The sequence below is a fragment of the Mesorhizobium sp. P160219 genome, assembly GCF_057786095.1.
Genome location: NZ_JBYNWG010000001.1, coordinates 6353618 through 6378527, shown reverse-complemented (window position 1 = coordinate 6378527; position 24910 = coordinate 6353618). Strand labels below are relative to the sequence as shown.

At 63.8% G+C, this 24910-nt stretch carries 26 protein-coding genes; 12 read left to right on the top strand and 14 right to left on the bottom strand.

Annotated features, from left to right (window positions below):
• Positions 1-35: 35 nt before the first annotated feature.
• The gene (locus AC3EMP_RS30860; RefSeq protein WP_023695615.1) at positions 36-1007 is read right to left on the bottom strand and encodes an adenosine deaminase; all 972 of its coding nucleotides are present in this window, start codon (positions 1005-1007) and stop codon (positions 36-38) included.
• Between the two features lie 134 nt (positions 1008-1141).
• Between AC3EMP_RS30860 and ubiE the strand changes: the two genes are divergently transcribed.
• From ubiE to coaBC, 3 genes are all read left to right on the top strand, one after another.
• A complete protein-coding gene (gene ubiE / locus AC3EMP_RS30855; RefSeq protein WP_023747104.1) occupies positions 1142-1918 on the top strand; it encodes a bifunctional demethylmenaquinone methyltransferase/2-methoxy-6-polyprenyl-1,4-benzoquinol methylase UbiE in 777 nt (258 codons plus the stop codon).
• Positions 1919-1949: 31 nt separating this feature from the next.
• Positions 1950-3524 carry a 2-polyprenylphenol 6-hydroxylase gene (gene ubiB / locus AC3EMP_RS30850; protein ID WP_023683189.1) on the top strand — a complete coding sequence of 525 codons (1575 nt, stop codon included), beginning with the start codon at positions 1950-1952 and terminating at the stop codon, positions 3522-3524.
• 67 nt (positions 3525-3591) lie between these two features.
• Positions 3592-5058 carry a bifunctional phosphopantothenoylcysteine decarboxylase/phosphopantothenate--cysteine ligase CoaBC gene (gene coaBC, locus AC3EMP_RS30845; RefSeq protein ID WP_352594554.1) on the top strand — a complete coding sequence of 489 codons (1467 nt, stop codon included), beginning with the start codon at positions 3592-3594 and terminating at the stop codon, positions 5056-5058.
• A 120-nt stretch (positions 5059-5178) separates the two neighbouring features.
• Here the strand turns inward: coaBC and AC3EMP_RS30840 are convergent, their stop codons facing one another.
• The 8 genes from AC3EMP_RS30840 to AC3EMP_RS30805 form a co-directional block, all read right to left on the bottom strand.
• The gene (locus AC3EMP_RS30840) at positions 5179-6615 is read right to left on the bottom strand and encodes an MFS transporter (protein WP_023833593.1); all 1437 of its coding nucleotides are present in this window, start codon (positions 6613-6615) and stop codon (positions 5179-5181) included.
• A gap of 194 nt (positions 6616-6809) precedes the next feature.
• Positions 6810-7289, bottom strand: coding sequence for a DUF992 domain-containing protein (locus AC3EMP_RS30835; protein WP_023825171.1), 480 nt, complete (start codon positions 7287-7289; stop codon positions 6810-6812).
• Positions 7290-7378: 89 nt separating this feature from the next.
• Positions 7379-7852, bottom strand: a complete 474-nt coding sequence (locus tag AC3EMP_RS30830) for a DUF992 domain-containing protein (protein WP_023671136.1) — start codon at positions 7850-7852, stop codon at positions 7379-7381.
• A 256-nt stretch (positions 7853-8108) separates the two neighbouring features.
• Positions 8109-8963, bottom strand: a complete 855-nt coding sequence (locus AC3EMP_RS30825; RefSeq protein WP_023714058.1) for a tetratricopeptide repeat protein — start codon at positions 8961-8963, stop codon at positions 8109-8111.
• A gap of 203 nt (positions 8964-9166) precedes the next feature.
• Positions 9167-9445, bottom strand: coding sequence for a 30S ribosomal protein S21 (gene rpsU / locus AC3EMP_RS30820; RefSeq protein WP_023671138.1), 279 nt, complete (start codon positions 9443-9445; stop codon positions 9167-9169).
• Between the two features lie 176 nt (positions 9446-9621).
• A complete protein-coding gene (locus AC3EMP_RS30815; RefSeq protein ID WP_023671139.1) occupies positions 9622-10008 on the bottom strand; it encodes an SET domain-containing protein in 387 nt (128 codons plus the stop codon).
• A 105-nt stretch (positions 10009-10113) separates the two neighbouring features.
• Positions 10114-10872 carry an SDR family oxidoreductase gene (locus tag AC3EMP_RS30810; protein WP_023704048.1) on the bottom strand — a complete coding sequence of 253 codons (759 nt, stop codon included), beginning with the start codon at positions 10870-10872 and terminating at the stop codon, positions 10114-10116.
• A 134-nt stretch (positions 10873-11006) separates the two neighbouring features.
• Positions 11007-11375, bottom strand: a complete 369-nt coding sequence (locus tag AC3EMP_RS30805) for a YrdB family protein (RefSeq protein WP_023683195.1) — start codon at positions 11373-11375, stop codon at positions 11007-11009.
• A gap of 202 nt (positions 11376-11577) precedes the next feature.
• On the opposite strand from AC3EMP_RS30805, the gene AC3EMP_RS30800 reads away from it, so the two are divergent.
• The 6 genes from AC3EMP_RS30800 to AC3EMP_RS30775 are packed head-to-tail and all read left to right on the top strand — an operon-like array spanning position 11578 to position 17424.
• Positions 11578-12831, top strand: a complete 1254-nt coding sequence (locus AC3EMP_RS30800; RefSeq protein WP_023686460.1) for a sarcosine oxidase subunit beta — start codon at positions 11578-11580, stop codon at positions 12829-12831.
• On the top strand, positions 12831-13253 hold the full coding sequence (locus AC3EMP_RS30795) for a hypothetical protein (protein ID WP_023686459.1): 423 nt from the start codon (positions 12831-12833) through the stop codon (positions 13251-13253). Before AC3EMP_RS30800 ends, AC3EMP_RS30795 begins: the two co-directional genes overlap by 1 nt.
• Before the next feature lie 12 nt (positions 13254-13265).
• Positions 13266-13577 carry a sarcosine oxidase subunit delta gene (locus AC3EMP_RS30790; RefSeq protein ID WP_023683197.1) on the top strand — a complete coding sequence of 104 codons (312 nt, stop codon included), beginning with the start codon at positions 13266-13268 and terminating at the stop codon, positions 13575-13577.
• Positions 13574-16567, top strand: a complete 2994-nt coding sequence (locus AC3EMP_RS30785) for a sarcosine oxidase subunit alpha (RefSeq protein WP_352711586.1) — start codon at positions 13574-13576, stop codon at positions 16565-16567. The genes AC3EMP_RS30790 and AC3EMP_RS30785 overlap by 4 nt, the downstream gene beginning before the upstream one ends.
• Complete coding sequence (locus tag AC3EMP_RS30780) at positions 16560-17144, top strand: sarcosine oxidase subunit gamma (protein ID WP_023671146.1); 585 nt, start codon at positions 16560-16562, stop codon at positions 17142-17144. The genes AC3EMP_RS30785 and AC3EMP_RS30780 overlap by 8 nt, the downstream gene beginning before the upstream one ends.
• A gap of 52 nt (positions 17145-17196) precedes the next feature.
• The gene (locus AC3EMP_RS30775) at positions 17197-17424 is read left to right on the top strand and encodes a hypothetical protein (RefSeq protein ID WP_023671147.1); all 228 of its coding nucleotides are present in this window, start codon (positions 17197-17199) and stop codon (positions 17422-17424) included.
• A 123-nt stretch (positions 17425-17547) separates the two neighbouring features.
• On the opposite strand, the gene AC3EMP_RS30770 is transcribed toward AC3EMP_RS30775, so the two are convergent.
• On the bottom strand, positions 17548-17781 hold the full coding sequence (locus tag AC3EMP_RS30770) for a DUF680 domain-containing protein (protein WP_023671148.1): 234 nt from the start codon (positions 17779-17781) through the stop codon (positions 17548-17550).
• A gap of 186 nt (positions 17782-17967) precedes the next feature.
• Positions 17968-18612, bottom strand: coding sequence for a TetR/AcrR family transcriptional regulator (locus AC3EMP_RS30765; protein WP_023671149.1), 645 nt, complete (start codon positions 18610-18612; stop codon positions 17968-17970).
• A 112-nt stretch (positions 18613-18724) separates the two neighbouring features.
• Here AC3EMP_RS30765 and AC3EMP_RS30760 point away from each other — a divergent pair, with 112 nt between their 5' ends.
• Positions 18725-19561, top strand: coding sequence for a hypothetical protein (locus tag AC3EMP_RS30760; protein ID WP_352711583.1), 837 nt, complete (start codon positions 18725-18727; stop codon positions 19559-19561).
• Between the two features lie 251 nt (positions 19562-19812).
• Here the strand turns inward: AC3EMP_RS30760 and AC3EMP_RS30755 are convergent, their stop codons facing one another.
• From AC3EMP_RS30755 to AC3EMP_RS30745, 3 genes are read right to left on the bottom strand one after another with little or no spacing between them, the layout of a single operon-like run.
• A complete protein-coding gene (locus tag AC3EMP_RS30755) occupies positions 19813-20847 on the bottom strand; it encodes a phosphotransferase family protein (RefSeq protein WP_352443506.1) in 1035 nt (344 codons plus the stop codon).
• Positions 20844-21359, bottom strand: coding sequence for a MaoC family dehydratase (locus AC3EMP_RS30750; protein ID WP_280940371.1), 516 nt, complete (start codon positions 21357-21359; stop codon positions 20844-20846). The genes AC3EMP_RS30755 and AC3EMP_RS30750 overlap by 4 nt, the downstream gene beginning before the upstream one ends.
• On the bottom strand, positions 21356-22171 hold the full coding sequence (locus AC3EMP_RS30745; protein WP_023710918.1) for an SDR family oxidoreductase: 816 nt from the start codon (positions 22169-22171) through the stop codon (positions 21356-21358). The genes AC3EMP_RS30750 and AC3EMP_RS30745 overlap by 4 nt, the downstream gene beginning before the upstream one ends.
• 127 nt (positions 22172-22298) lie before the next feature.
• Here AC3EMP_RS30745 and AC3EMP_RS30740 point away from each other — a divergent pair, with 127 nt between their 5' ends.
• On the top strand, positions 22299-23540 hold the full coding sequence (locus AC3EMP_RS30740; RefSeq protein WP_352711579.1) for an acyl-CoA dehydrogenase family protein: 1242 nt from the start codon (positions 22299-22301) through the stop codon (positions 23538-23540).
• Positions 23541-23755: 215 nt separating this feature from the next.
• Entirely contained in the window at positions 23756-24793 is a 1038-nt protein-coding gene (locus tag AC3EMP_RS30735; protein WP_352711576.1) for a zinc-binding dehydrogenase, read from the top strand.
• The last annotated feature ends 117 nt before the right edge of the window (positions 24794-24910 follow it).

Below are 24910 nucleotides of genomic sequence, written 5' to 3'. Positions count from 1 at the left end.
TCACCATTCACCATTCACCATTCACCATTCACCATTCACCTCTTCGCATCGAGCCGGGCAAGCAGCGCGCTTTTCGTCTTCCTGTCGACGAAAGCCGCCTCGATCGCGGTTCGGGTGATGGCGGCCAGCGCCTTTTCGTTCATGGCGAAATGCTCGGCGGCGATGTCGTATTCGCGCTTCAGCGAAGTCCAGAAATAGGGCGGGTCGTCAGAATTCAGCGTCACCTTGCAGCCGGCTGCCTGCAGCGCAGGGAAAGGGTGATCGGCGAAACTGTCGTAGACCTTGAGCGCGATGTTGGAGCCGGGGCAGCATTCCAGCACGATGCCCTCATCGGCGATGCGCCGCACCAGATCGGGGTTTTCGATGGCGCGCACGCCATGGCCGATGCGCGACGGGCGGATATGGTCGAGTGCGGCCTGCACCGTCTCCCATCCGGTCAGCTCGCCGGCATGGATGGTGATGCCGAGGCCGGCTTCGCGGGCGATCTCGAAGGCCCTGACATAATCCTCCATCTCGCCCATGCGCTCGTCGCCGGCGACGCCGAAGCCGGTGACCAGCGGATTTCCGCAGCGCGCCGCAAAGCGCGCCGCCTGCTCGATCGACTCGACGCCGACATGGCGTACGCCGGTGACGATCATGCGGCCCTCGATGCCGGTCTTGGCTTTGGCGCGCAGCATGCCTTCGCCGAGCGCATCGGTATAGGCCTTGGGCGACAGGCCGGCCCTGACGGCATGGTCGGGCGAGGTGAAGACCTCGGAATAGATGGCGCCGTCGCGGGCAAGGCTGGTCAGATAATGGTCGGCGAGGCGGGCATAATCCTCCTCGGTGCGGAACAGGTCGGCGGAAAAATCATAAGCCGCCAGGAACGAGGTGAAATCATGCCAGACGAAGGAGCCGTTCTGGATATAAAGCGAGGTGTCCTTGCCGTATTTCTGCGCCTGACGGATGACGAGTTCGGGCGCCGCTGCCCCCTCGATGTGGCAGTGCAGTTCTGCTTTCAAAGGCATGCAGTTATCCCGTCTCATCAGTCCAGGCCGTAAAGCCCACCACCTGGAAGCGCGGCCGAACACCGCGCCTTAAACAATAGCGCCCGCACCATCGATCGGCTATGGTCCCGCCGGTTTTATGACGGATCAAAATAATGTCAGTTGAGAGAACCACGGCCGCGGGCGGCATGGAAACCTCCTATGGTTTCAAGAAGGTAGGGCCAGGCGACAAGCAGCCTCTGGTCAACGATGTTTTCCACAAGGTGGCGAACCGCTACGACCTGATGAACGACCTGATGTCGGCCGGGCTGCACCGGCTGTGGAAGGATGCCATGGTGACATGGCTCAATCCGCCGAAACGTCCGGGCTGGAAAGTGCTTGACGTGGCGGGCGGCACCGGCGACATCGCCTTCCGCATTGTAGACGCCAGCCATGGCAACACGCATGCCACGGTGCTCGACATCAACGGCTCGATGCTCAGCGTCGGCCGTGACCGCGCGGAGAAAAAGCGCCTGTCCGGCAACACCGATTTCGTCGAGGCCAATGCCGAGGAACTGCCTTTCACCGATAGCACCTTTGACGCCTACACCATCGCATTCGGCATCCGCAACGTGCCGCGCATCGATGTCGCGCTGACGGAAGCCTTTCGCGTGCTGAAGCCCGGCGGACGGTTCCTGTGCCTGGAGTTTTCCGAGGTCGAGATGCCGCTGCTGGACAAGGTCTACGAAGCCTGGTCGTTCAACGCCATTCCGCAGATCGGCAAGATGGTGACGGGCGAGGGCGAACCCTATTCCTACCTGGTCGAATCGATCCGCAAATTTCCCAATCAGCAGAACTTTGCTGCCATGATCACCCGCGCGGGCTTCGAGCGCGTGTCGTTCCGCAACTATTCCGGCGGCATTGCCGCCCTGCATTCGGGCTGGAAGCTTTGAGGCACCACAGTTTGCAGCAGCAGGGTAGGCGATGAGCAGCGTCGGCGCCGCCTTTCGGCTCGCACGGGCCGGCTGGGTGCTGGTTCGCGAAGGCGTGATCGCAGCATTGCCTGGCGACGAACTCGGCGGCCTGCCGAAATTCGGCTGGCGCATGGCCCGGCTCTTCACCCGCCGCCGCGCGCTCGCTTATGAGCGCAGCGACCGGCTGGCCAAGGCGGTGGTCCGGCTCGGACCCTCCTACGTCAAGCTCGGCCAGTTCCTGGCGACGCGGCCTGATGTCGTCGGCAACGACATGGCGCTCGACCTCGCCATGCTGCAGGACAAGATGCACACTTTTTCGCAGGCGGAAGCGGTGGCGGCGATCGAGGGCTCGCTCGGGCGCAAGATCGGCGAACTCTATACGCAGTTCGGCGGGCCGGTCGCGGCGGCCTCCATCGCCCAGGTTCATCCCGCGCAAGCCATGCATGACGGTGTCGATACCAAGGTGGCGGTGAAGGTGATCCGGCCTGGCGTGCGCCGCCGCTTCTTCCAGGATCTCGAAAGCTATTTCCTCGCCGCTCGGCTGCAGGAGAAATACATCCCGTCGTCGCGCCGGCTGCGGCCGGTCGAGGTGACCGAGACGCTGGCGCAGACCACCAAGATCGAGATGGATCTTCGCCTCGAGGCGGCCGCACTTTCGGAACTGGGCGAAAACACCAAGGACGATCCGGGCTTCCGCGTGCCGTCGGTCGACTGGGAGCGCACCGGGCGCGATGTGCTGACCATGGAATGGGTCGACGGCGTCAAGATGAACGACATCGCCGGCCTCGCGGCGGCGGGGCACGATCTGAAGGCGATCGCCACCAACCTGATCCAGTCGTTCCTGCGTCACACGCTGCGCGACGGCTTCTTCCATGCCGACATGCATCCAGGCAATCTGTTCGTCGAGGCCAATGGCAATATCGTCGCCGTCGATCTCGGCATTGCCGGACGGCTCGGCAAGAAGGAGCGCCGGTTCCTCGCCGAAATCCTCTACGGCTTCATCACGCGCGACTATCTGCGCGTCGCCGAGGTGCATTTCGAGGCCGGCTACGTGCCGCGTCAGCACAATGTCGCGGCTTTCGCGCAGGCCATTCGCGCGATCGGCGAGCCGATCCATGGCCAGCCGGCTGAAACCATCTCGATGGCGAAGCTTCTGACGCTGCTCTTCGAGGTCACCGAACTGTTCGATATGGCCACGCGGTCGGAACTGATCCTGTTGCAGAAGACCATGGTGGTGGTCGAAGGCGTCGCGCGCACGCTCGACCCGGCCTTCAACATGTGGAAGACGGCCGAGCCGGTGGTCGGCCAGTGGATCGCCGGCAATCTCGGCCCGAGCGGCCTGCTGATGGACGCGCGCGACGGCGCCAAGGCGCTGCTGGCGCTGGCCCGCCAAGCGCCCGATCTTGCCGCCCGCACCGAACGGCTGTCGCGCGAGATCGATTTTATGGCCGAACACGGCCTGCGCTTCGACGAAGCGACATCGCGCGCCATCGGTAAGGCCGAAGCGCGCTACACCCGCTCCGGCCGCATGGCGCTGTGGGTCATCGCGCTGACGCTGGTGTATATCGCGTGGAAGCTGCTCTGATCGCTTGCAACGCTAGCAACTGTGGTGCTAGCGTTGCAGTCGCGCTATTGATGTCGCGGAGCAAGTCATGGGCACCATTACTGTCCGCAATCTAGCTGACGACGTGAAGCAGAAATTGCGTGAGCGCGCTGCGGCGCGCGGGGTGTCGATGGAGGAAGAGGCGCGTGATGCGCTTGCCAAAAGCGTGCTGTCGGCGGAAGCCGGCATGCCCGAGAGCGAAACCCTCTATGCAACAATCCGCCGCTTGGTTGAGCCTCATGGAGGTTTTGACATCGATCTGTCCCAGCGAGGTCAATCCACAAAAACGCACAAAACCCTCGACGGCAAGCGCATCCTGCTGATCATCGGCGGCGGCATCGCCGCCTACAAGGCGCTCGACCTGATCCGCCGGCTGCGCGAGCGCGGTGCGGCGGTGCGCGTCGTGATGACATCGGCGGCGCAGGAGTTCGTCACCACGCTTTCGGTCGGCGCGCTTTCGGCCGACCATGTCTTCACCGAACTCTTCGACCGCAGTGACGAGCACGATGTTGGCCATATCCGCCTGTCGCGCGAGGCCGACCTCTTGGTGGTGGCGCCGGCCACCGCCGACCTGATGGCCAAGCTCGCCAACGGCCATGCCAACGATCTGGCCTCGACGGTGCTGCTCGCCACCGACAAGAAGGTGCTGATGGCGCCGGCGATGAACCCGAAAATGTGGTCGCATGCCGCGACGCGCCGCAACCGGGCGACGCTCGCCAAGGACGGCATCGCCTTTGTCGGCCCGGCCAGGGGCGAGATGGCCGAGAGCAATGAGGTGGGCGAAGGCCGCATGGCCGAGCCGCTGGACATCGTGGCAGTGATCGAGGCACTGCTCGACAGCAGGCCGAAGCCGCTGGCCGGCCGCAGGATCATCGTCACCTCGGGGCCGACGCATGAGCCGATCGACCCGGTGCGCTACATCGCCAACCGCTCTTCGGGCAAGCAGGGCCATGCGATTGCGGCAGCGCTGGCAAGACTGGGCGCGGATGTACGCCTGATCTCCGGTCCGGTCAGCATTGCCGATCCGGCCGGCGTTGTGACGACGCATGTCGAGACCGCGGCCGAGATGAAGGCGGCCGTCGAACAGTTGTTGCCGGCGGACGCCGCGGTCTTCGTAGCTGCCGTCGCCGACTGGCGCACCGCTGGCACGGCCGGCGAGAAGATCAAGAAGGTGGCGGGCCAGGGCCCACCGGCGCTGCAAATGGTCGAAAACCCCGACATTCTCGCCGGCGTCGGTCATCACGGGCAACGGCCGGGGCTGGTTGTCGGCTTCGCCGCCGAGACCCAGGACCTGATTGCGAATGCCGAGGCCAAGCTGAAGAAGAAGGGCGCCGATTTCATTGTCGCCAACGATGTCTCGCATGAAAGCGGCGTCGGCCCCACCGGCGTCATGGGCGGCGACCGCAACAAGGTGCGCATCGTCTCGAAGGACGGTGTCGAGGAATGGCCTGAGATGGGCAAGGGCGAGGTGGCGGCGCGGCTCGCCGCGCTCATCGCCGAGCGTTTGCAAGCCTGAGCGGCCGCCGGTTCCGCAATCGGGCAGGCCATGGTCTTGCAAGCAGCCTTGTGGCCGAGGGCATTTGACGTCGACAGCGCCGGCGGAATGCTGTCGCCAAATTCTCGATCGGCCGTGCCCTCAGCCTGGCGCCAGTTGCGGCCGGCGTGCCTCCAAAGCCATCTTCAACGCCGCCAGGCAACCGACAATGCCAAGTGGCACGAAGGCCAGGTACAGCCAGCCGGCGACGTGCGCTGCTGCCTCGCGGTTCAGCCCGTCCGAAAAGCCGCTGGCATTGGCGATGATGCCGGCCATGGCGGCGCCCACGGCGTAGCCGATGCGCTGCATGGTCGGCACGGCGGCCGAGGCGATCGTCTGCTCGCTGTCGCGGGCCGAGGCGACGATGATGCGGGTCAGGAAGGGCCATGACACGCCGAAGCCACCGCCTTGCAACAAAGCGCAGAGCAGGATCAGCGGGATCGAGCCGGCGGGGATGGCATAGGCGAAACCGGCGAGGCCGGCTGCAATCATCAGCGCGCCGATGACGAGGATCTGCCGTTCGCGCTGCAGCGGCGCATTGGCGACGGCGATCGACAGGATTGACCAGGCGATCGATTCGGCGGCGATGATGTAGCCTGTGGTCAGGATCGGGATGCCGTGCAGCGTGGTAAGCAGAAGCGGCCCGTAGATGGAAAAAGAGACTGTCGCCACCGAGAAGGCGGCAACCATGGTCATGCCGCTGCCGACCGGCGAGCGCCATGAGAACAGGCCCGACGGGAACAGTCGCGATTGCGGCTTAATGGCGTCGACGAAAACGAACAGCGCCAGGCCGGCGAGGCCGATGATCAGCAGCAGCGACGATCGAAGCAAGGCGACGTCGACGCCTGCGGTGGCGATCAGCACGACGGCGATGGCGAGGCAGCCAAGTGCTGCATAGGGGAAGGGCGGCGAGGTGCCGGCGGCGGCTTGCGGCTTCGTCGCTTCCGGCGTGTTCAGGACGATGAAGCTTGCCGATGCCATGGCAATGCCACCCAGCACGAAGACGCCGAAGGCCCAGCGCCAGGACAGGAGCTCGACCATGATCGCGCCGAGCATCGGGCCGCTGAACGCGGCGACGCCCCAGATCGCCGACATTATGCCGAACAGCTGTGGCCAGATGTTGCGGTTAAACAGCCGCTCGACCGAGACGAAGGCCAGCGACACCAGCGCACCGCCGCCGAGCCCCTCGACCAGACGGCCGGCAAGAAACACTGGCATGGACGGCGCGGTGGCGCAGATCAGGGCGCCCACGGCATAGAGCAGGGCGGCGACCGTGACGTTGGAGCGTAGAGCGACATAGCTGACCAGCCGCCCGGCCGCTGCGCCGGCGACAATGGCGCCGAGCTCGTAGACGGCCAGCGACCAGCCGACGAACTGCACACCGGCGAGGTCCCCGACCATGGCCGGCATGACCGTCGCCACCATCGTCTCGTTGGTGGCGTGCAGCAGGATGCCGAGGCTGATGAAGCAGAAGCGCGCGAGGTCGCCGCTTGCCCACAATGCCCGCCAGTCGACCTTGTTGCTGGTGATTTCAGTCATTCTTTTACCCTGCCTTTGCATATCTCGATGCCGGCGCATGGCGCCAGAAGCCAGTGGGGGCTTTCCGGCGGGGCCATGCGCGCTGTTTCAGTCAGGCGAGTTGTAAAACCTCAAGCGCAGTTGAGCTCAAGTGGCTTTTTATCGAAGTGCAAACGGTCGAGATTGGCCGGAAGCCTCTCCGCTTGATGCGCCGGTCAGTTCTCAATGCTGCGCAGCTGAAACTGGCTGACGCCGATCGCGATGTTGATACCGGTCTGCGTCTGCAGGCTGAGCGGCTGCAGGGTGAAGGCCTGCGAGGAGCCGCCGACCAGGAGATTGGCGCCGGCGCCGACCGCAGCGGTCACTTCGGCGCTGGCGCCGATATAGTCGCCGGCCAGCGCGCCGGGCGCATAGATGTTCCTCAGCGGCGTCAGCACCAGCCATTGCATGACGGTCTGCTTGGTGGTGCCGATGTCGAGCCCATATTTGTTGACGGCGCCGAAATAGGCTTCCGGCGAAAAGCTCTTGTCGGCCGGCGTGAAGGTGCAGCTCAGATCCTTGCTGGAGCCGAAAACGAAGCCGGTGCCGCCGCCGATGGCGCAATCGAGCACACCGAGTTCGATGCCCTGGTCTTGCGCTTGGGCCTGGGCGGTACAGATGATGGTGATAGCGGCGGCGATGGCTGGTTTCAGCACGGCGGATCCCCCAAAAAGCATACGGCGCGAAACAGTAACCTGTTCCGCGCCGCGCGTAGAGGGATCAGTCGATCCTTATTTGCCGACGCTTATTTGAACGAGTGGATCAGCTCCAGGGAGGTCACGGCGACCGCTACATTGACGCCGGTCTGCGCCTGGACGCTGAGCGGCTCCAGCACAAAGGCGCCGTCGAGCCCGCCGACCAGCAGATTGGCGCCGCCGCCGGTCACCACGCTCGCCTCGGCGTTGACGCCGTAATAATGGCCGGCAAGGTCGCCCTCGTCATGGCCGCGGGTGGCGGCCAGAACCGCCCACACCAGCTGGCCCTGATGCGTCTGGCCGAGATCGACCCCGAGCTTGGAGATCATCCCCGTGTATTTCTCGGACGGCCCATGGTGATAAGGGCGGAACGTGCAGTCGACGCCCTTGTTCGACGTGATGACGTAACCGACGCCGCCGTCGATGGTGCAATCGAGCGTGCCGAGCTGAAGCTTGCCGGCGCTGGCGGGAACGGCAAGCAGCGTCGTGGCAAGTGCCGCGGCACAGATGATTTTCTTGATCATGGGTCAGTCCTTTCGAAAATGCCTTCAACAACGGTTGAATGGCCCGGAGCGTTCCGCTGAAAACTTGGCGCGATCAAGGCAGGGGTTAACGCTTTGCCCCGGTGGTTAAGATTGGGTGATAGTGGGGTTTTCTGGACACGCATCCCTAGCGGAAGCGCTCTGCGCTTTCCCGGGGAGAAACCGCTCACGCGGCGCACCGCATCAGGAATGGAACGTTGTTATAAAAGGCCGCGGATGGCGGCGCGCCGGCCGCATCTCAGCCGGCGGTGGCGCCCGATGTGCGCGACAGGCCGTCCTTGGCCGGCTGGTAGGTCGGGTCGAGATGGACGGCTTCGCGGTAGGCCTTCGAGGCCTTGACCTTGTCGCCGCGGCGCTCGTAGATCAGCGCCTGGTTGGACCAGGCTTCGGCGTTCTTGCCGTCGAGTTTGATGGCCATGTTGAAGTCGGAGAAGGCGTTGTCCTCGTCATTCATGGCGAGATAGGAGAGGCCGCGGCCGTTGTAGGGTTCGGCGGCGTCCGGCGCCAGCGAGATGGCGGTCGAGAAATCCTCGATGGCAAACTTGTGCTGGCCCTGGCTTTGATAGATCAGGCCGCGATTGTGGTAGGCGCGGGCATCCGTGGTGTCGAGCTGGATCGCCTTCTGGAAATCGTTGAAGGCCTGCTGGGTCTGGCCTGCCTTGCGATAAAGGTTGCCGCGGCCGATATAGGCGGCGTCATAATTTGCATTGATCTGGATCGAGCGGTTGTAGTCGGCAAGGGCGGCCGCCTGGTTGCCGAGGAAGCGCTGGATCAGCGCTCGGTTCGAATAGGCTTGGTAGAAATTCGGGTTGAGCTGGATGGCGGTGTCGAAATCCTTCAGCGCCGCCTGATACTGGCCGCCACGGCCATAGGCCGAGCCGCGCACATTGTAGCCTTCCGGATCCTGCGGATTGCGCTGGATCACCGCCGACAGCGAGGAGATGTTCTCGCTCGAGCCTTGCGCCTTGTCGATGTTGTTGAATTCGCCGGTCGGAACGCTCTGGCAACCGGCCAGCACCAGGCCGGACATCAGGGCTGCCGCCAGGGCCAAACCGCGCATTGTGGTTCTGCGCTCTACGCCGATTGCGTTCATGTCTGCCCTGTCCTCACTTCAGCCGCGCCGTCCAGGTCCCCCTCCGGGCCGGGTCACAGATTGTCGTAACAAAATCTAGAACGCCGTTTGCGCGTTCAAGGGAACGGCCTCTAACAGAATGGCGGCGCTCCAAACAAAAAGGTGGCGGCGATTCCGCATCGCGCCACCTCAGAGTATCCTTCGAAAAGGACGAAAAATTGGCGTCAGAACCGCGGTGGACGCGGAGCACCACCAGGACCACCGGCGGCGCCGGCAGCAACCGGGCGCGGCGTCATCGGCAGCAGGCCTTCGCGCTGGGCGCGCTTGCGGGCCAGCTTGCGGGCGCGGCGAACGGCTTCGGCCTTTTCACGGGCGCGCTTCTCGGAAGGCTTCTCGTAATGGCCGCGCATCTTCATTTCGCGGAAAATGCCTTCGCGCTGCATCTTCTTCTTGAGAGCGCGAAGCGCCTGATCAACGTTATTGTCGCGGACGAGTACCTGCACGGGCAATCCTGTCTTTCGGGTTTGATATCAACAGGCAAGTGGCCATAGCCACATGCCTCCGCGGCGCTTTACACCACGAATTGTGGCGGCTGATAGCAGAATCAGGCCGCGCTGTCCACACTGGAAATGAAGGACAACCGCCAATTTGCCACGGCAGCCCCGAGATAGGGCGCCAACTAGGCGCTGGCCAGATGGAGCCGTGCGAAATCCTCGAAGAATTCGCCGTAATCGCAGGTAATTTCCTCACCGGCTGATATATCTCGGGTGGCCGTGGCGCCGCCATATTGCGAAAAATCCGTGTTCGGCCGCTCGGCGTGGTTCATGAAGCGGCCATTATCGACTTCATAGACCATGAAGCCGGGACGGTCGGGGCTCGGATAGGCATAGCGGTCGAGCAATTCCTTGAGGTGCGGCGGCGCCGCCTCGTATTTGTCCATCGGGATCAGCCGGTCGAAATCCGGATCGAGCCGCCATATCGAGGCGCCCTTCCTGATCGGCTCGGCGGCGAACACGCCGACGCCTTCGATTGCGCTCTGGGCGACATAGGTCCTGATCAGCAGCATGTCCGTCCTCCTCACCCGAAACCGAATCGCCAAATCGCGTGGAAAAAGCAAGTCCGGTTTCGGGTTCTATGGCTGATCGGCGCGGGCGATGACCCGCGAAATGCTTCACGTCCGGGTGATCGAGACGCCGCCATCGGCAAACAGCGCCGATCCTGTGGTGAAGCTCGACGCATCCGATGCCAGGAAGAGCGCAGCGCGGGCGATCTCTTCAGGCACAGCGACACGTTTCAAGGCATGCAGGTTTTCCACGAAAGCGCGTGATTCCGGCGTCTTGAATGTTGCCGACGGGGTGTCGGTGCCACCCGGCATCAGCGCGTTGACCCGCACGCCCCTGGGGCCGTATTCGGCGGCCAGTACCTGCGTCAGGCCGATCAGTCCGGCCTTGCTCGCGGCATAGCTGGTCATGCCCGGCATGCCGACTGTGTGACCGACGAAGGTCGAGGTGAAGATCAGCGATCCGCCGCCGCGTTCGACCATCGCCGGCACCTGGTATTTCGCGCCGAGAAAGGCGCTGGTCAGATTGGCGTCGAGCGTCTCGCGCCATCCGTCCAGCGACAGTTCCGAAATCGGACCCATCGTTCCGACGGAGCCGACATTGTTGAAGGCGATATCGAGCCCGCCGAATTTTTCGACGGCGAGATCGACGAGGGCTTTTGCATAGGCTTCGTCGCGGACATCGCCGGCAAGCGCGACTGCCGTGCCGTCGGCGTCCTCGATTTCGACGACCAGCGCATCGAGTTCGGCCTGGCGGCGGGCGGCGATGACGACCCTGGCGCCTTCTTCGGCGAAGAGTTTTGCGGTGGCGCGGCCGATGCCGGAACTGGCGCCGGTGACGATGGCGGCTTTATTGGCGAGTGCGAACATTTTCTTACATCCTTTCATCGCGCCGGCTGTGCCGGCAACCGGGATGTTGATCGCAGTTCGAGACGGTGCTAGCCACCCGATACGTGCTCGACTTGCTGAATGGCTTCGCAGCGGCACAAGCGCCGCGCGCCGGACTATTGCTTCAGCAGCCAGCCGAGGCGATCGAGCGAAAATGCGTAGCTGATGGCGATGAGCAGCGTGATGACAACGCCCGTAGTCGTGTGACCGGCGGCATAGAATCCGGCTGCACCGCCAAACAGGATGGCCAGTTCAAGCACCAGCCTGACTGCGCCTGGTACAGGAACCGGCGCGCGTCCGGACCGGCTCGGATCGCCGCGCACCGCGAAGGTTCCCCACAGCGCAGCTGCAATGAACGGCAAGGCCAAGGCGAGGACCCAGCGCCACCATCCGCCGGAGAGGCTCCAGCCGGCAAAGCCGAGGCCAAGCAAGGCGGCAAGTTCCAGCAGGAAACGCAAGGTCAGATTCCACCAGGCGTTGCCCATATACGTCCTCCAGAGTCTCGCGATCGCCAGTGTGTCCGAACGCAGCCATGCCTGCCAGCCCGGGCAGGTCTTTTCCACCGCGGCGCAAAACGGCAAGCGCCGTCGCAAACAGCGCAAGGGTGGAAGCGCCGTTTCGCTAGTGATACACCTCGCGCGCCGGGGCTGCGTAAAATACCCCACCGCCATTTGCGAGGCTGGAACGTTGAAAAAATATTCGGTATTCGCCATCGCCCGCGAGGCCATGCGCGGCCACAAGGGCTGGGAGGAACAATGGTCCTCGCCGGAACCGAAGAAGGAATATGACGTCATCATCGTCGGCGCCGGCGGTCATGGCCTGGCCACCGCTTACTATCTCGCCACCGTGCACGGCATCACCAATGTCGCGGTGCTGGAAAAGGGCTGGCTAGGCGGCGGCAACACCGGGCGCAACACCACCATCATCCGCTCCAACTATCTCTATGACGAGAGCGCCGGCATTTACGACCATGCGCTGAAGCTGTGGGATGGGCTCTCCCAGGAACTCAACTACAACGTCATGTATTCGGCGCGCGGCGTCATGATGCTGGCGCACAATGTGCACGACATCCAGGTGCTGAAGCGCCATGTCCATGCCAACCGTCTCAACGGCATCGACAATGAATGGCTGACGCCCGAGCAGGCGAAGGAATTCTGCCCGCCGCTCAACATTTCCAGGCAGGCGCGCTATCCCGTTGTCGGCGCCGCCTTGCAGCGGCGAGGCGGCACGGCGCGTCACGATGCGGTGGCCTGGGGCTATGCGCGCGGCGCTTCGGCGCGCGGCGTGCACATCATCCAGAATTGCGAGGTCACCGGCGTCAAGCGGGCGGCCAATGGCGCGGTCATGGGCGTCGACACGACGCGCGGCTTCATCGGCGCCAAGAAGGTCGGTGTGGTGGCTGCAGGCCATTCCTCGGTGATCATGAACATGGCCGGCGTGCGCATGCCGCTGGAAAGCTATCCGCTGCAGGCGCTGGTGTCGGAGCCGGTTAAGCCGGTGGTGCCTTGCGTGGTGATGTCGAACACGGTGCACGCCTACATCTCGCAGTCCGACAAGGGCGAACTGGTGATCGGCGCCGGTACCGACCAGTATGTCTCCTATTCGCAGACCGGCGGCCTGCACATTTTGCAGCATACGCTGGACGCCATCTGCGAGATGTTCCCGATCTTCACCCGCATGAAGATGCTGCGCTCGTGGGGCGGCATCGTCGACGTGACGCCCGACCGTTCGCCGATCCTGGCCAAGACGCCGGTATCAGGCCTCTATGTCAATTGCGGCTGGGGCACGGGCGGCTTCAAGGCAACGCCCGGCTCAGGCCATGTCTTTGCCCACACGATTGCCAAGGACGATCCGCATCCGATCAACGCGCCCTTCACCATCGAGCGCTTCCGCACCGGGCGCCTCATCGACGAGGCAGCAGCGGCGGCGGTGGCGCACTGATGATGGTGGAACTGGCTGTAGCGGTGCCGCTGGTGCTGGCGGGGGAGCAGGACCTGTTCCATTTTCCGTCACCGGACGAGGTGCGGACGCAGCCGATCAGCCGCGCCGGCAACGAAGCCAATTGGCCGTTTTCGATCGACGCCGGCATTCTGGCATGCGTGTGGAGCGGTGGCCAGAAGGTGGTCATCTTCATGGAGAACAGGCCCTCCGATCTCGGCGAGGACGACACATTCGATGCGCGCAGCGTCATCGTAACGACCGATCCGTTTCAGCTCACGATCGGCAACATGGCGTATCGCGAGCTGTTTCGCCCCGCCGCAAGTGTAGAGGAGCGCATTCGGCTCGTCGCGCCTTTTGCGGCGATGGGCCAGAGGCTTTGCAACCAACCGGCCGGCGCGCATGTCGGCCACGGCGAATTGTAGGAACGAACGATAATGCTTCTCATCCGCTGCCCCTATTGCGAGGAAGAGCGCCCGGAGCTCGAGTTCCGTAACGCCGGCGAGGCGCATATTGCGCGTTCGGCCAACATGGCGGGCGAGAGCGACGACGACTTCGAAAAGTTCTTCTTCATCCGCTCGAACCCCAAGGGCATCATCTATGAGCGCTGGCGCCACATCCATGGCTGCGCGCGTTTCTTCAACGCGGTGCGCGACACCGTCACCGACAAGTTCGTCATGACTTACAAAGCCGGCGAGCCGAAACCGTCCAAGCTGCCCAAAAACTCCAACGAAATGGCTTCCAAATGAGCGGCGCGTTCCGCATTCCGAGCGCCGGCCGTCTCAGCCAGGCCAAGACCGCGCGGTTCTCTTTCGACGGCCAGTCTTACACCGGCATCGAAGGCGACACGCTGGCCTCGGCGCTGCTTGCCAATGGCGTGCATCTGGTGGGACGTTCGTTCAAGTATCACCGTCCGCGCGGCTTCCTGTCGGCCGGAGCGGAAGAGCCAAATGCGCTGGTCGAGGTCAAGCGCGACGCGGCACGCAAGGCGCCCAACATCCGCGCCACGGTGCAGGAGCTCTATGACGGGCTCGTCGCCAACTCGCAAAACCGCTGGCCGTCGCTCGCCTTCGACGTCGGCGCGGTCAACGATCTGGCATCGCCGCTGTTTTCGGCCGGTTTCTACTACAAGACCTTCATGTGGCCGAAGGCGGCCTGGAAGAGTCTCTACGAGCCGAAGATCCGCGCCGCGGCGGGTCTCGGCGTTTCGCCCGACAAGCCAGATCCCGACCATTATTCCTCGCGCTATGCGCATTGCGACGTGCTGGTGCTGGGCGGCGGTGCGGCCGGCATCGCGGCAGCGCTTGCCGCTGCCGAAACCGGCGCGCGTGTCATCCTCGTCGACGAGCAGGCCGGCTTCGGCGGCAGCCTGCGTTTCGAGAGCGGCGCCAGGATAGACGGCCATGACGGCTTTGGCTGGGCGCAAGCAGCGGTAGCCAAGCTTGCCGCCATGGACAATGTCCGTGTGCTCTCGCGCACGACGGCGTTCGGCTATTACGCGCAGAATTTCGTCGGCCTGGTCGAGCGGGTCAGCGACCATCTGCAAAACCCCGGCCACGATTTGCCGCGCGAGCGCCTATGGCAGGTACGCGCCAAGCGCGTGGTGCTGGCGACCGGCGCCATCGAACGCCATATGGTGTTTACCGACAATGACCGGCCCGGCATCATGCTGGCCTCGGCGGCGCGGACTTATCTCAACCAGTACGGTGTCGCGGTCGGCAAAAATGTCGGCGTCTACACCGCCAATGACTCGGCCTACTCCGCCGCGATCGACCTGAAGAAGGCCGGCGTCAACGTGGCGGCGATCGTTGACCTGCGCGACCATCCGACCGGACCTGTGATCGACGAGGCGAGGGCGCTCGGGATCGAGGTCAATTTCGGCCGCGCGGTGATCCGCGCCGGCGGCAAGTTGCGCGTGACCTCGATGACGGTGCAGCCGAAGAATGGGGGCGGCGAGCGCACCATTCCGGTCGACGCCATCCTGATGTCGGCCGGCTGGACGCCGTCGGTGCATTTGTTCTCACAGTCGCGCGGCAAGGTCGCCTTCAATGACGAGACCAAGCGCTTCGTGCCGGGCATCTATGCGCAGGACTGCGTTTCGGTCGGCGCCTGCAACGGTACGGATAGGCTCTCGGCGTCGATCGACGAAGCCTATGCGGCCGGCGCCAAGGCGGCGAAGGATGCGGGCGGCAAAGTGGCCAAGGGCGTTAAGCCGAAGGTCGACGCGTCGGAAAGCTGGTCGCGCGGCATGCTGGGCGCGGCGCCCGGCGCCGGGCCGGACAAGACGGTCAAGGCCTTCGTCGATTTCCAGAACGACGTCACCGCCAAGGACATCCGCCAGGCGGTGCATGAAGGCATGCGCTCGATCGAGCACGTCAAGCGCTTCACCACCAACGGCATGGCGACCGACCAGGGCAAGACCTCCAACATGCACGGCCTGGCGATTGCCGCCGAGACGCTGGGCAAGCCGATCCCCGAGGTCGGGCTGACCACGTTCCGCGCACCCTATACGCCTGTCACTTTCGGCGCGATCGTCAGCCATTCGCGCGGTCCGCTGTTCGACCCGACACGCAAGACCGCGATCCATCCCTGGGCGGAAGCTCAAGGCGCGGTGTTCGAGGATGTCGGCCAGTGGAAGCGCGCCTGGTATTTCCCCAAACCCGGCGAGGACATGCACAAGGCGGTCGACCGCGAATGCGTCGCTGTGCGCAGCAATGCCGGCCTGTTCGATGCCTCGACGCTGGGCAAGATCGAAGTGGTCGGACCGGATGCGGCCAGGTTCATGGAACTGCTCTACACCAATCCATGGGAGAAGCTGGAACGCGGCCGCTGCCGCTATGGCATCATGCTGCGCGAGGACGGCTTCATCTATGATGACGGCGTCGTCGGCCGACTGGCGCCGGATCGTTTCCATGTGACGACGACAACCGGCGGCGCGCCGCGCGTCATGAACCACATGGAGGACTATCTCCAGACCGAGTTCCCGCATCTCAATGTCTGGCTGACGTCGATCACCGAACAATGGGCGGTCATCGCCGTGCAGGGGCCGAAGTCGCGCGACATCATTGCACCGCTGGTCGAAGGCGTCGACATGTCGGACGAGGCGCTGCCGCATATGTCGGTGCGCGAAGGCAAGATCTGCGGCGTGCCGACCAGGCTGTTTCGCATGTCGTTCACCGGCGAGCGCGGTTTTGAAGTCAACGTGCCGGCCGATCACGGCCAGGCCGTCTGGGAAGCGCTGTGGGCCGAGGGCCAAAAGCATGGCGCGACTGCCTACGGCACCGAGGCGATGCACGTGCTGCGCGCCGAAAAGGGCTACATCATCGTCGGGCAGGACACGGACGGTACGGTGACGCCGAACGATGCCGGGCTCGACTGGGCGGTCGGCAAGAAGAAGACCGATTTCGTCGGCATTCGCGGCCTGACGCGGCCCGATCTGGTCGCCAAGGGCCGCAAGCAGCTGGTCGGCTTGAAGACCAAGGACCCGAAAGTGGTGCTTGAGGAAGGCGCGCAGATCGTCGCCGACCCGAAGCAGGCGATCCCGATGAAGATGATCGGTCACGTCACATCCAGCTACTGGTCGGAAAATTGCGGTCGCTCGATCGCGCTGGCGCTGGTTGCCGACGGCCGCGACCGGATGGGCGACACGCTCTATGTGCCGATGCCGAACGGGGTGATCGAAGTGGAGGTTACCGGCATGGTGTTCTTCGACGAGACGGGAGGGCGCCTCAATGGCTAAGGCTGCTGCAAAGAAGACGGCCCCAGCTGCAGCGGCGTCGGTCGAGCGCCGCCCGGCCCTGGCTGGACGCGTCGTTTCCGCAACGGATGTCAAGGTCGAGGTGCTGCCGCCGGCGGAGCGCATGTCGCTGCGCGCGCCGGAGGCTTCCGTGGCGGCGCTGTCGAAGGCGCTCGGCCTGACCTTGCCGAAGCAGCCGAAAACTTCGGCGTCGAAGACAGGGCGCACGGCGCTGTGGCTTGGCCCTGACGAGTGGCTGGTCATCGATGAGGCTGGCAAGGATCCGCTGGCCGATCGTGCTGGGGTTGCCGCATTGCATTCGGCGGTCGGCATCTCGCACCGCAACGTCGCCTTCGCCGTCACCGGCCCGGCGGCTGCCGCCGCGATCAATGCAGGCTGCCCGCAGGATTTGTCGCTCGAGGCTTTTCCGGTGGGCGCGGCGTCGCGCACCATTCTCGGCAAGTGCGAAATCCTGCTGTTGCGCACGGCAGCCGACGCTTTCCGGGTCGAGTGCTGGCGTTCCTTCTCGGACTATGTCTTTACTTTCCTGTCGGAAGCAGCCAGCGACGCGGCGGCGTAGGAACGTTTGACGGGTCAAGCCGTTCTGCTTCCCCCATCAGGGAGAACATACGATGCCGTCGAAAGCGCCGCCGAAGTCAGCTGGCAAGACGTCCGCCGTGCGCTCACTCGAACATGAGCAGCATCACGAGGTGACTGCCGAAGAGGAACTCGAGGAAGGCCTCGAGGACACGTTTCCGGCCAGCGATCCGGTGTCGATCACCTCGACCGCCATCCCAGGCGCGCCGGCAAGACCCGGCAAGGCCAAGACGGTGCCGGGTCGCAAACCGCGCAAGAAATAACCCGTTCGGCTACGCCAGGTTTGAACTCAGGAAAAGCCGGCTTGCGCTGAGGAAAAAACGGGCGGCCGGGATTATCCTGCCGCCCTTAAATTAGTCGTTGTGCTGTGGTCGAGCCCGATCAACTTAGAACGTGCTCGGCACGATCCATGGGTTGATCTCGATGCCGAGACGCGGGCTCTTGGCCTTGACGTCGGACTTTTCGACCGAGCCGGTCACGGCGCAATCGAGCTTGGCATTGGTCGTGGTGTCGACGCAGGTGGCGGCGGGGGCCTGCTTGGTCGAGTGTGTGTTGTTGGCGGCGAAAGCCGAGCCGGAGAGAGCCAGCACGGTGGCGAGAGCGAGAAGGGTCTTGTTCATGTCTGTCTCCATCGGTTAAATTTTTTTCGTACATGTACGATACAACGTACACATACGTCCACCGAGATGGGTTTTCAAGTCGGAAAACGTACGCGTACGAAAAATCTTTTTGAACGCCGAAAATTGCGGCGCACTGACACAGCCGAAGCTGTCAGGCCGGACGTTGAATTGGAGGGGCGGGGATGCTCAGCAGTCGACCGGGGTCTCGGTCAGCGGCGGCACATTCTGAGTGCTGAGCGTGGCGAGTGTGAAATCGCACATCCGCGTCACGAAAGCCTGCGGATCCCCGAAGGGGTAGAACGGGAACGTGATCAAAAGCGAGATGGTGCCGTGGCCGACTGCCCAAAGCATGGTGGCGATGGCGCGCGGATCGCCCTGCAGCTTGCCTGCGGCAACGCAGGCCTCGACCCTGGATATCAGCGCTTTCATCGCCGGGTTGGCCTCTTCCATGTCCTCATAGCTTCTGCCTTCCGGCAGCTTGGTCTTTTCGGTCATGAACACGGTGCGGTATTCGTTGGGATTGCCGAGCCCGAAGGCAGCATATTCGGTCATCACCGCACGCAAGGCCTCGATCGGATCGTCGGAAGGATGCTCCTCGATGCGGCGGGCAAGTGTTTCGAAGGCATCCTCGGCCAGCGCAAACAGGATGTCCTGCTTGTCGGCGAAGTACGAATAGACCGACATCGGGGCATAGCCGACCCGCTTGGCCAACTTGCGGATGGTCAGGCCTTCATAGCCCTCTTCCTTGACGAGCTTGTGGGCTGCGTCGAGGAGTTCGGAACGCAGTTCGGCCTTTTGTTTCTCGCGGCGTTTCTGGACGCTCAGTGGCAAGATCCGGTGCCTTTGGTTGGTGTGCATCGCTAAATATATACGCTGTACGGAAACGGGCAAGGGCGCTGTCAGGCACATCAAAAAGCGACCCCCAAGCTTCTCTCGAATAGTCGTGCCCGTTCTGGCCTATTTCGCCAGCATCTATGTCACAGCATGTGTAACCTGGGCGCACGCAGGCAACATCGGACTGTTACAAACAAAGCCTATTTGGCGGCTCTGCAAGAAAATTCGGTTTTGGGGGGCCTCTATGGCTGCGATAGAGCTTTCGTCCGGGCTGCCGGGCGCACATCCACTTTCTCATGGCGCAAGGCTGGCGCTCAGGCGGGTCGTGATAGTCGCATGGCTGGCGATCGCAATCGGCTTCGCCATGGAAGCGCTTATTCTGACTGCCGGATTTGCGGCAGGTTCGCACCCGGCCCCGACCCAGGTTCTGATAGACTTGGCGCAAGGCGTGACCTGGTCATTCTTCGTCTGCGCCGGCGTCAGCCTCGGCACGGCGATCACCAAGGTGCGAGCCTCGCTTGGCGGCCTGATCGCGATGATCTCGGGGCCGCTGGCCATGGGCATCGCCAAAGGTACGCAAAAGGTGATGGTGAGCGCGCTTGATGTATCGGCAAAGCCCGTGATCCTGTCGCTCACTACGCTCGGTATGTTGCGGGCGATCGAGTATGGTTTGCTGGGCTGGATGCTGGCTTCGCTGGCATCCAAGGAAGAACCTCGCTCGCTGCATTTCATACTGGCGGGTGCCTTGGCCGGCGCGGTGTTCGGCGGCGGGATCACGGCGCTGACGATCGAGACTGCCGCAGCCAAGGACATTGCGCTGGCATTGCCGCAGGCTGTCGCCACCGGCCTCATTGAGATCGTGTTTCCGATCGGATGCTCGCTGGTCGTCTACATCGCCCTGCAAGTCAGCCGGCACATGAAGTTCATTTCCAGCGACGCGCGCTAGAGCCGAATGATTCAGGTCGAATTGACCTGAAATCTGAAACCGGCTCTTAAATCAAATAGATAGAGCATGATGTCGTCCGAAAACCGCTTCACACTTTTCGGCATCATGCTCAGTCTACAGACGGTGATCGGTTTGCGTCCTGTTTCCAGGCCGGTTGCCACCACCTCCATGTGGGCTTGCTCCCCGGTCGGGGAACGGAACTGATCCGATCTGTCATCAAATCGCGCCGACCACAATATCTCATTGTCGAGTCAGGTTCGATCGATCAGCTTGGCGGCAAGGTGCGACAGCAGCTTCACCGCTTCGCCATAGGTCTTGGCCTTTTCGGGGTTGGAGGCGTTGCCGTCCAGCGCCCGCTTGTAGACGCCCTGGCAGATGGCAGCCAAACGGAAGAAGGAGAAGGCGAGGAAGAAGCTCCAATTGTCGATGCCGGCCAGCCCGCGCCGACGGCAATACGCCGCGACATAGGCTTCCTCCAAGGGCAGGCCGAGGGCGGCGCAGTCGACGCCGCCAAGACCGCGAAAGCCCGAGGCGTGCGGCAAGCGCCATTGCATGCACTGGTAGGCGATGTCGGCAAAGGGGTGGCCAAGCGTCGACAGTTCCCAGTCGAGCACGGCCAGCACTTTCGGCTCATTGTGCGCGAAGATCATGTTGTCCAGCCGGTAGTCGCCATGCACGAGGGATATCCGGCCGTCATCGGCCGGCATATGCGTCTCCAGCCAGGCGATCAGCCGGTCCATGTCGGCGACCGTGCCGGTCTCCGAGGCGCGGTACTGGCTGGTCCAGCGTGCCAGCTGGCGTTCGAAGTAATTGCCGGGTTTGCCGAAATCGCCGAGCCCGACCGCCTCGACATCGACGTCGTGCAGGGCCGCCAGGGTGGCGTTCATGGCATCGTAGAGGGCGGCGCGCTCATCGTTGCCAGCGGCCTTCGGCACTGCCGGATCCCAGAAGATGCGGCCGTCGAGAAAATCCATGACGTAGAACATGCGGCCGATCGGCGTCGCCTCCGCCGACAGATGCAGCATCGCCGGCACCGGCACGGCGGTGCCGGCCAGCGCCTTCATGACCGTGAATTCGCGGTCGACCTGATGCGCCGATTTCAGCAACTGGCCCGGCGGCTTGGCGCGCAGGACATAGCGGCCGCTGGCCGCGGTCAGCAGATAGGTAGGGTTCGACTGGCCGGATTTGAATTTTTCGATTGCCGAAAGCCCGGCAAAACCCGGGATGTGCGCCTCGAGATAGAGCGCTAGTGCCGTCTGGTCCAGCGCGTTGGCGTCGCCACTCATGCGGTCTCCGGCTCACGCTCGATCAGCGTCAGCGTCAGCCAGCGCGCGGTCAGCGCCGGCTTCTTCGAACCTTCGATCTCGATGGTCACGTCGTGCGCCGTCTGCACCCAGCCCGACGGCCTGACCTTGACGTCGGCCAGTACGAAACGGGTGCGGATGCGCGAACCGGTCTTCACCGGCGCCAGGAAGCGCAGCGAATCGAAACCGTGGTTGACGCCCATCTTGCCCTTTTCCAGCGGCGGCATGGTCTCGAAGGTCATCGCCGAGAGCAGCGACAACGACAGGAAGCCATGCGCGATGGTGCCGCCGAACGGCGTCTCGTTTTTGGCCCGCTCGGGGTCGCAATGGATGAACTGGTGGTCGTCGGTGGCGTCGGCGAACTGGTCGATCATGGTCTGTGTGACCTCGCGCCATGGCGAGACGCCGACTTCCTTGCCGACGCTGGCCAGAAGCACATCGAGACTGATCGGTTCCACTGCGGTGTCCTCCCCTTGCCGCCGACCGCGGCTCATTCCTTGAACAATGTCAGCCCATGCTGCACCGACTGCCCGCCGTCGATCGGCAGGATGGCGCCGGTGACATAGGAACCGGCACGGCTGCACAAATAGAGCGTTGCGCCGCCGATGTCATCCGCCACGCCGATACGTCCGATCGGCACATGGCTGCCGACATGTCTGGCCTTTTCGTCGGTGCCGGTGGCAAAGGCGGTCATCCGGCTCTGGAAGGGGCCGGGGGCGAAGGCGTTGACGGTGATGCGCCGCGCCGCCAGCTCGATCGCCAGCGTGCGCGTCAGGTGGTGAACGGCGCCCTTGGACGCGGTATAGGAATAGGCGTCGTCGGCCAGCGGCTGCGTGCCCATCACCGAGCCCAGATTGATGACGCGAGCCGGATCGGCATCGCTGGCCGCGGCTTCCAGCAGCGGCAGCAATTCGCGCGTCAGATGAAAGACGGCGGTGACGTTGACGGCGAACACCTTGGCCCAGCCGCTATAGGGAAAATCCTCCAGCGAGGCGCCCCAGGATATGCCGGCATTGTTGACGAGGATGTGCAGCTTCTCGGTGCGCGCCTTGACCTCGCTGACCAGCGCGGCAATGCCTGCTTCGCTCGAGACGTCACCGGCGAAACCTTCGGCACTGCCGGAGCCGCCGAGCCCGTTCAACTCAGCGGCGACCTTGATGCAATCCTCGCCCTTGCGCGAGGCGATCATCACGGTGGCGCCGGCTTGGACCAAGGCGGTCGCCACCATGCGGCCGATGCCGGTCGCGGCTCCCGTCACCAGCGCTGTCTTGCCGGCGACTGAGAACAGTTCTTCCAGATAGCTCATCGCAATTCCTCCGCGCCTCTCTGCTCACGGTCTGGGGCGAAAGGGCTCGCGTTGACAAGGCTACCCGAAGTACGGTCATCCTTGCCACGGGTAAAGTGCCCCAGATGCGTGAAAGGGTTGGAGACCGATGGCGGACATGAATCTCGGCATGACCGAGCGGCTGAAGCCGATCCACGCCCGCGTCGCCACCATGGTGCGCGATGAGATCATGCCGCTCGATCATGAGTTTTTGAGCGAGGTCGGCAAGGGCGGCGACCGCTGGGTCTACACCGCGCGGCAGACCGAGATCCTCGAAGGGTTGAAGAAGACGGCCAGGGAGCGCGGTCTGTGGAATTTCTGGCTGACCGGGTCCGAGCGCGGCTACGGGCTCTCGACCGTTGAATATGCCTATCTCGCCGAGGAGATGGGCAAGGCGCATCTCGGCGCCGAGACCTTCAACTGCTCGGCGCCCGACACCGGCAATATGGAGGTGCTGGAGCGCTATGGCTCGGAGGATCACAAGCAGGCATGGCTGGCGCCGCTGCTCGAGGGGAAAATGCGCTCGGCCTATCTGATGACCGAGCCGGACGTCGCTTCCTCCGACGCCACCAACATCGCCATGCGCTGCGAACGGCGAGGCGACGACTATGCACTCAACGGCGAGAAATGGTGGGCGTCGGGGGCCGGGGACCCGCGCTGCGCCATCTACATTGTCATGGTTCGGACCGGCGGCGAAGCCGAGCCGCAGCACCGCCGCCATTCGATGATCTTGGTGCCGTCCGGTACCAAGGGCGTGACCAAGCTGCGGCCGATGCAGGTTTATGGCGACGACGACGCGCCGCATGGCCACATGCATCTTCGCTTCGACAATGTGCGGGTGCCGGCCGGAAACCTGATCCTCGGCGAGGGCAGTGGGTTCGAGATCGCCCAGGGGCGGCTTGGCCCCGGCCGCATCCACCATTGCATGCGCGCCATCGGCCAGGCCGAAATGGCGCTGGAGCTGCTGTGCCAGCGCTCGGTGCGCCGCGAGGCCTTCGGCCAGCCATTGGCCAAGCTCGGCGCCAATTTCGACATCATCGCGGAGTGCCGCATGGAGATCGAGATGGCGCGGCTGCTCTGCCTCAAGGCGGCGTGGATGATCGACCAGGGCGATGCGCGCGCAGCCGCGCCCTGGATCAGCCAGATCAAGGTCATCGCACCGCGCGTCGCGCTCAAGGTCACCGACGAGGCAGTGCAGATGTTCGGCGCGCAAGGCATCAGCCAGGACACGCCGCTGGCACGCTCATGGACGCATCTGCGAACCCTGCGCCTCGCCGACGGGCCGGACGCCGTGCACCGCCGGCAGGTGGCGCGCACGGAGCTCAGGAAATACACGCAGGAAAAGGTCTGAGTGGATGAAAACCCTCATCGCCCGCGATCGCGCCGCTCGGCCACCTCGTCCATGCCGACAATCTGAAGGAGCTGGGTCGGCTGGCATCGCGCCGGCAAGGTTCGGCCGGTCATCGAAGGCACTTATCCGCTGGCCGATGCCGCCGCCGTGGTGACGCGCGTGCTTGGCCGTGGCGCATCCGGCAAGCTCATCCTCAAACTGTAAGGAGCCCCGCCATGGCGATCCCCTCAGACATGAAAGCACTGCTGCTGACCGGCGACGGCTACACCAGGACGCCCTCCGGCAGTGCGCTGGAGGCGATGGAGCCGTACCTCAAGCTTGGCAGCATCGGCGTGCCGACGCCCGGACCGAGCCAGGTTCTAATCAAGGTCAGCCTCGCCTCGATCAACCCGTCCGACGTCATGTTCATCAAGGGCCAGTACGGTCAGCCGCGCGCCAAGGGCCAGCCGGCCGGCTTCGAGGGTGTCGGCACGGTCGTTGCCAGCGGCGACGAGCCCTATGCGAAAAGGCTGATCGGCAAGCGCATCGCCTTCACCACAGGCGTCACCAATTGGGGCGCGTGGGCGGACTATGCAGTTGCCGAAGCTGCCGGCTGCATTCCGCTGCTCGACACGGTCCGCGACGAGGATGGCGCGGCGATGATCGTCAACCCGCTCACGGCGCTCGCCATGTTCGACATCGTCAAGGAGACGGGCGAAAAAGCCTTCATCATGACCGCCGGCGCCAGCCAGCTTTGCAAGCTGATCGCGGGTCTCGCCAAGGAGGCTGGGTTCCGGCCGATCGTCACCGTGCGCCGCGACGAGCAGATTCCGCTGTTGAAGGAGATCGGGGCTGCCCATGTGCTCAACGAGAAGGCGCCGGATTTCAAGGCAGCACTACGCGATGTGGTCAAGGCCGAGCAGCCGCGCATCTTCCTCGATGCCGTGACCGGGCCGCTGGCCTCGGCGATCTTCGACGCCATGCCGAAGCGCTCGCGCTGGATCATCTATGGACGGCTCGATCTGGACACCACTGTCATCCGTGAGCCCGGCCAGATGATCTTCCAACACAAGCACATTGAAGGCTTCTGGCTGGTCGAATGGATGCGCCAGTTCCGCGACAAGCGCGGCCCGGCGATCATGGAAGCACAGAAGCGCTTTTCGGATGGGCGCTGGTCAACCGACGTGACGGCGGTGCTACCGCTGGATGAGGCGATGGCGAAGGCCCCGGCGGAGCTGGCCAAGCCGAACGGGAAGGTGTTTATTAGGCCGTGACTTTCTACCCTCCCCCTTGTGGGGAGGGTCGACGAAAGAGCAATTTTGCTCTTTCGTCGGGGTGGGGGTCTTGGCTCCTACCTCTGTTATTCGCGGGAGCGCTGCACCGACGTTAGT

Excerpts from the sequence above, each read along its gene's own strand:
- AC3EMP_RS30860 (WP_023695615.1), bottom strand. The coding sequence starts at position 1,007 with ATGCCTTTGAAAGCAGAACTGCACTGCCACATCGAGGGGGCAGCGGCG.
- ubiE (WP_023747104.1), top strand. The coding sequence starts at position 1,142 with ATGTCAGTTGAGAGAACCACGGCCGCGGGCGGCATGGAAACCTCCTAT.
- ubiB (WP_023683189.1), top strand. The coding sequence starts at position 1,950 with ATGAGCAGCGTCGGCGCCGCCTTTCGGCTCGCACGGGCCGGCTGGGTG.
- coaBC (WP_352594554.1), top strand. The coding sequence starts at position 3,592 with ATGGGCACCATTACTGTCCGCAATCTAGCTGACGACGTGAAGCAGAAA.
- AC3EMP_RS30840 (WP_023833593.1), bottom strand. The coding sequence starts at position 6,615 with ATGACTGAAATCACCAGCAACAAGGTCGACTGGCGGGCATTGTGGGCA.
- AC3EMP_RS30830 (WP_023671136.1), bottom strand. The coding sequence starts at position 7,852 with ATGATCAAGAAAATCATCTGTGCCGCGGCACTTGCCACGACGCTGCTT.
- AC3EMP_RS30825 (WP_023714058.1), bottom strand. The coding sequence starts at position 8,963 with ATGAACGCAATCGGCGTAGAGCGCAGAACCACAATGCGCGGTTTGGCC.
- AC3EMP_RS30815 (WP_023671139.1), bottom strand. The coding sequence starts at position 10,008 with ATGCTGCTGATCAGGACCTATGTCGCCCAGAGCGCAATCGAAGGCGTC.
- AC3EMP_RS30810 (WP_023704048.1), bottom strand. The coding sequence starts at position 10,872 with ATGTTCGCACTCGCCAATAAAGCCGCCATCGTCACCGGCGCCAGTTCC.
- AC3EMP_RS30805 (WP_023683195.1), bottom strand. The coding sequence starts at position 11,375 with ATGGGCAACGCCTGGTGGAATCTGACCTTGCGTTTCCTGCTGGAACTT.
- AC3EMP_RS30795 (WP_023686459.1), top strand. The coding sequence starts at position 12,831 with ATGATGGTGGAACTGGCTGTAGCGGTGCCGCTGGTGCTGGCGGGGGAG.
- AC3EMP_RS30790 (WP_023683197.1), top strand. The coding sequence starts at position 13,266 with ATGCTTCTCATCCGCTGCCCCTATTGCGAGGAAGAGCGCCCGGAGCTC.
- AC3EMP_RS30785 (WP_352711586.1), top strand. The coding sequence starts at position 13,574 with ATGAGCGGCGCGTTCCGCATTCCGAGCGCCGGCCGTCTCAGCCAGGCC.
- AC3EMP_RS30780 (WP_023671146.1), top strand. The coding sequence starts at position 16,560 with ATGGCTAAGGCTGCTGCAAAGAAGACGGCCCCAGCTGCAGCGGCGTCG.
- AC3EMP_RS30775 (WP_023671147.1), top strand. The coding sequence starts at position 17,197 with ATGCCGTCGAAAGCGCCGCCGAAGTCAGCTGGCAAGACGTCCGCCGTG.
- AC3EMP_RS30770 (WP_023671148.1), bottom strand. The coding sequence starts at position 17,781 with ATGAACAAGACCCTTCTCGCTCTCGCCACCGTGCTGGCTCTCTCCGGC.
- AC3EMP_RS30755 (WP_352443506.1), bottom strand. The coding sequence starts at position 20,847 with ATGAGTGGCGACGCCAACGCGCTGGACCAGACGGCACTAGCGCTCTAT.
- AC3EMP_RS30750 (WP_280940371.1), bottom strand. The coding sequence starts at position 21,359 with ATGAGCCGCGGTCGGCGGCAAGGGGAGGACACCGCAGTGGAACCGATC.
- AC3EMP_RS30745 (WP_023710918.1), bottom strand. The coding sequence starts at position 22,171 with ATGAGCTATCTGGAAGAACTGTTCTCAGTCGCCGGCAAGACAGCGCTG.
- AC3EMP_RS30740 (WP_352711579.1), top strand. The coding sequence starts at position 22,299 with ATGGCGGACATGAATCTCGGCATGACCGAGCGGCTGAAGCCGATCCAC.
- AC3EMP_RS30735 (WP_352711576.1), top strand. The coding sequence starts at position 23,756 with ATGGCGATCCCCTCAGACATGAAAGCACTGCTGCTGACCGGCGACGGC.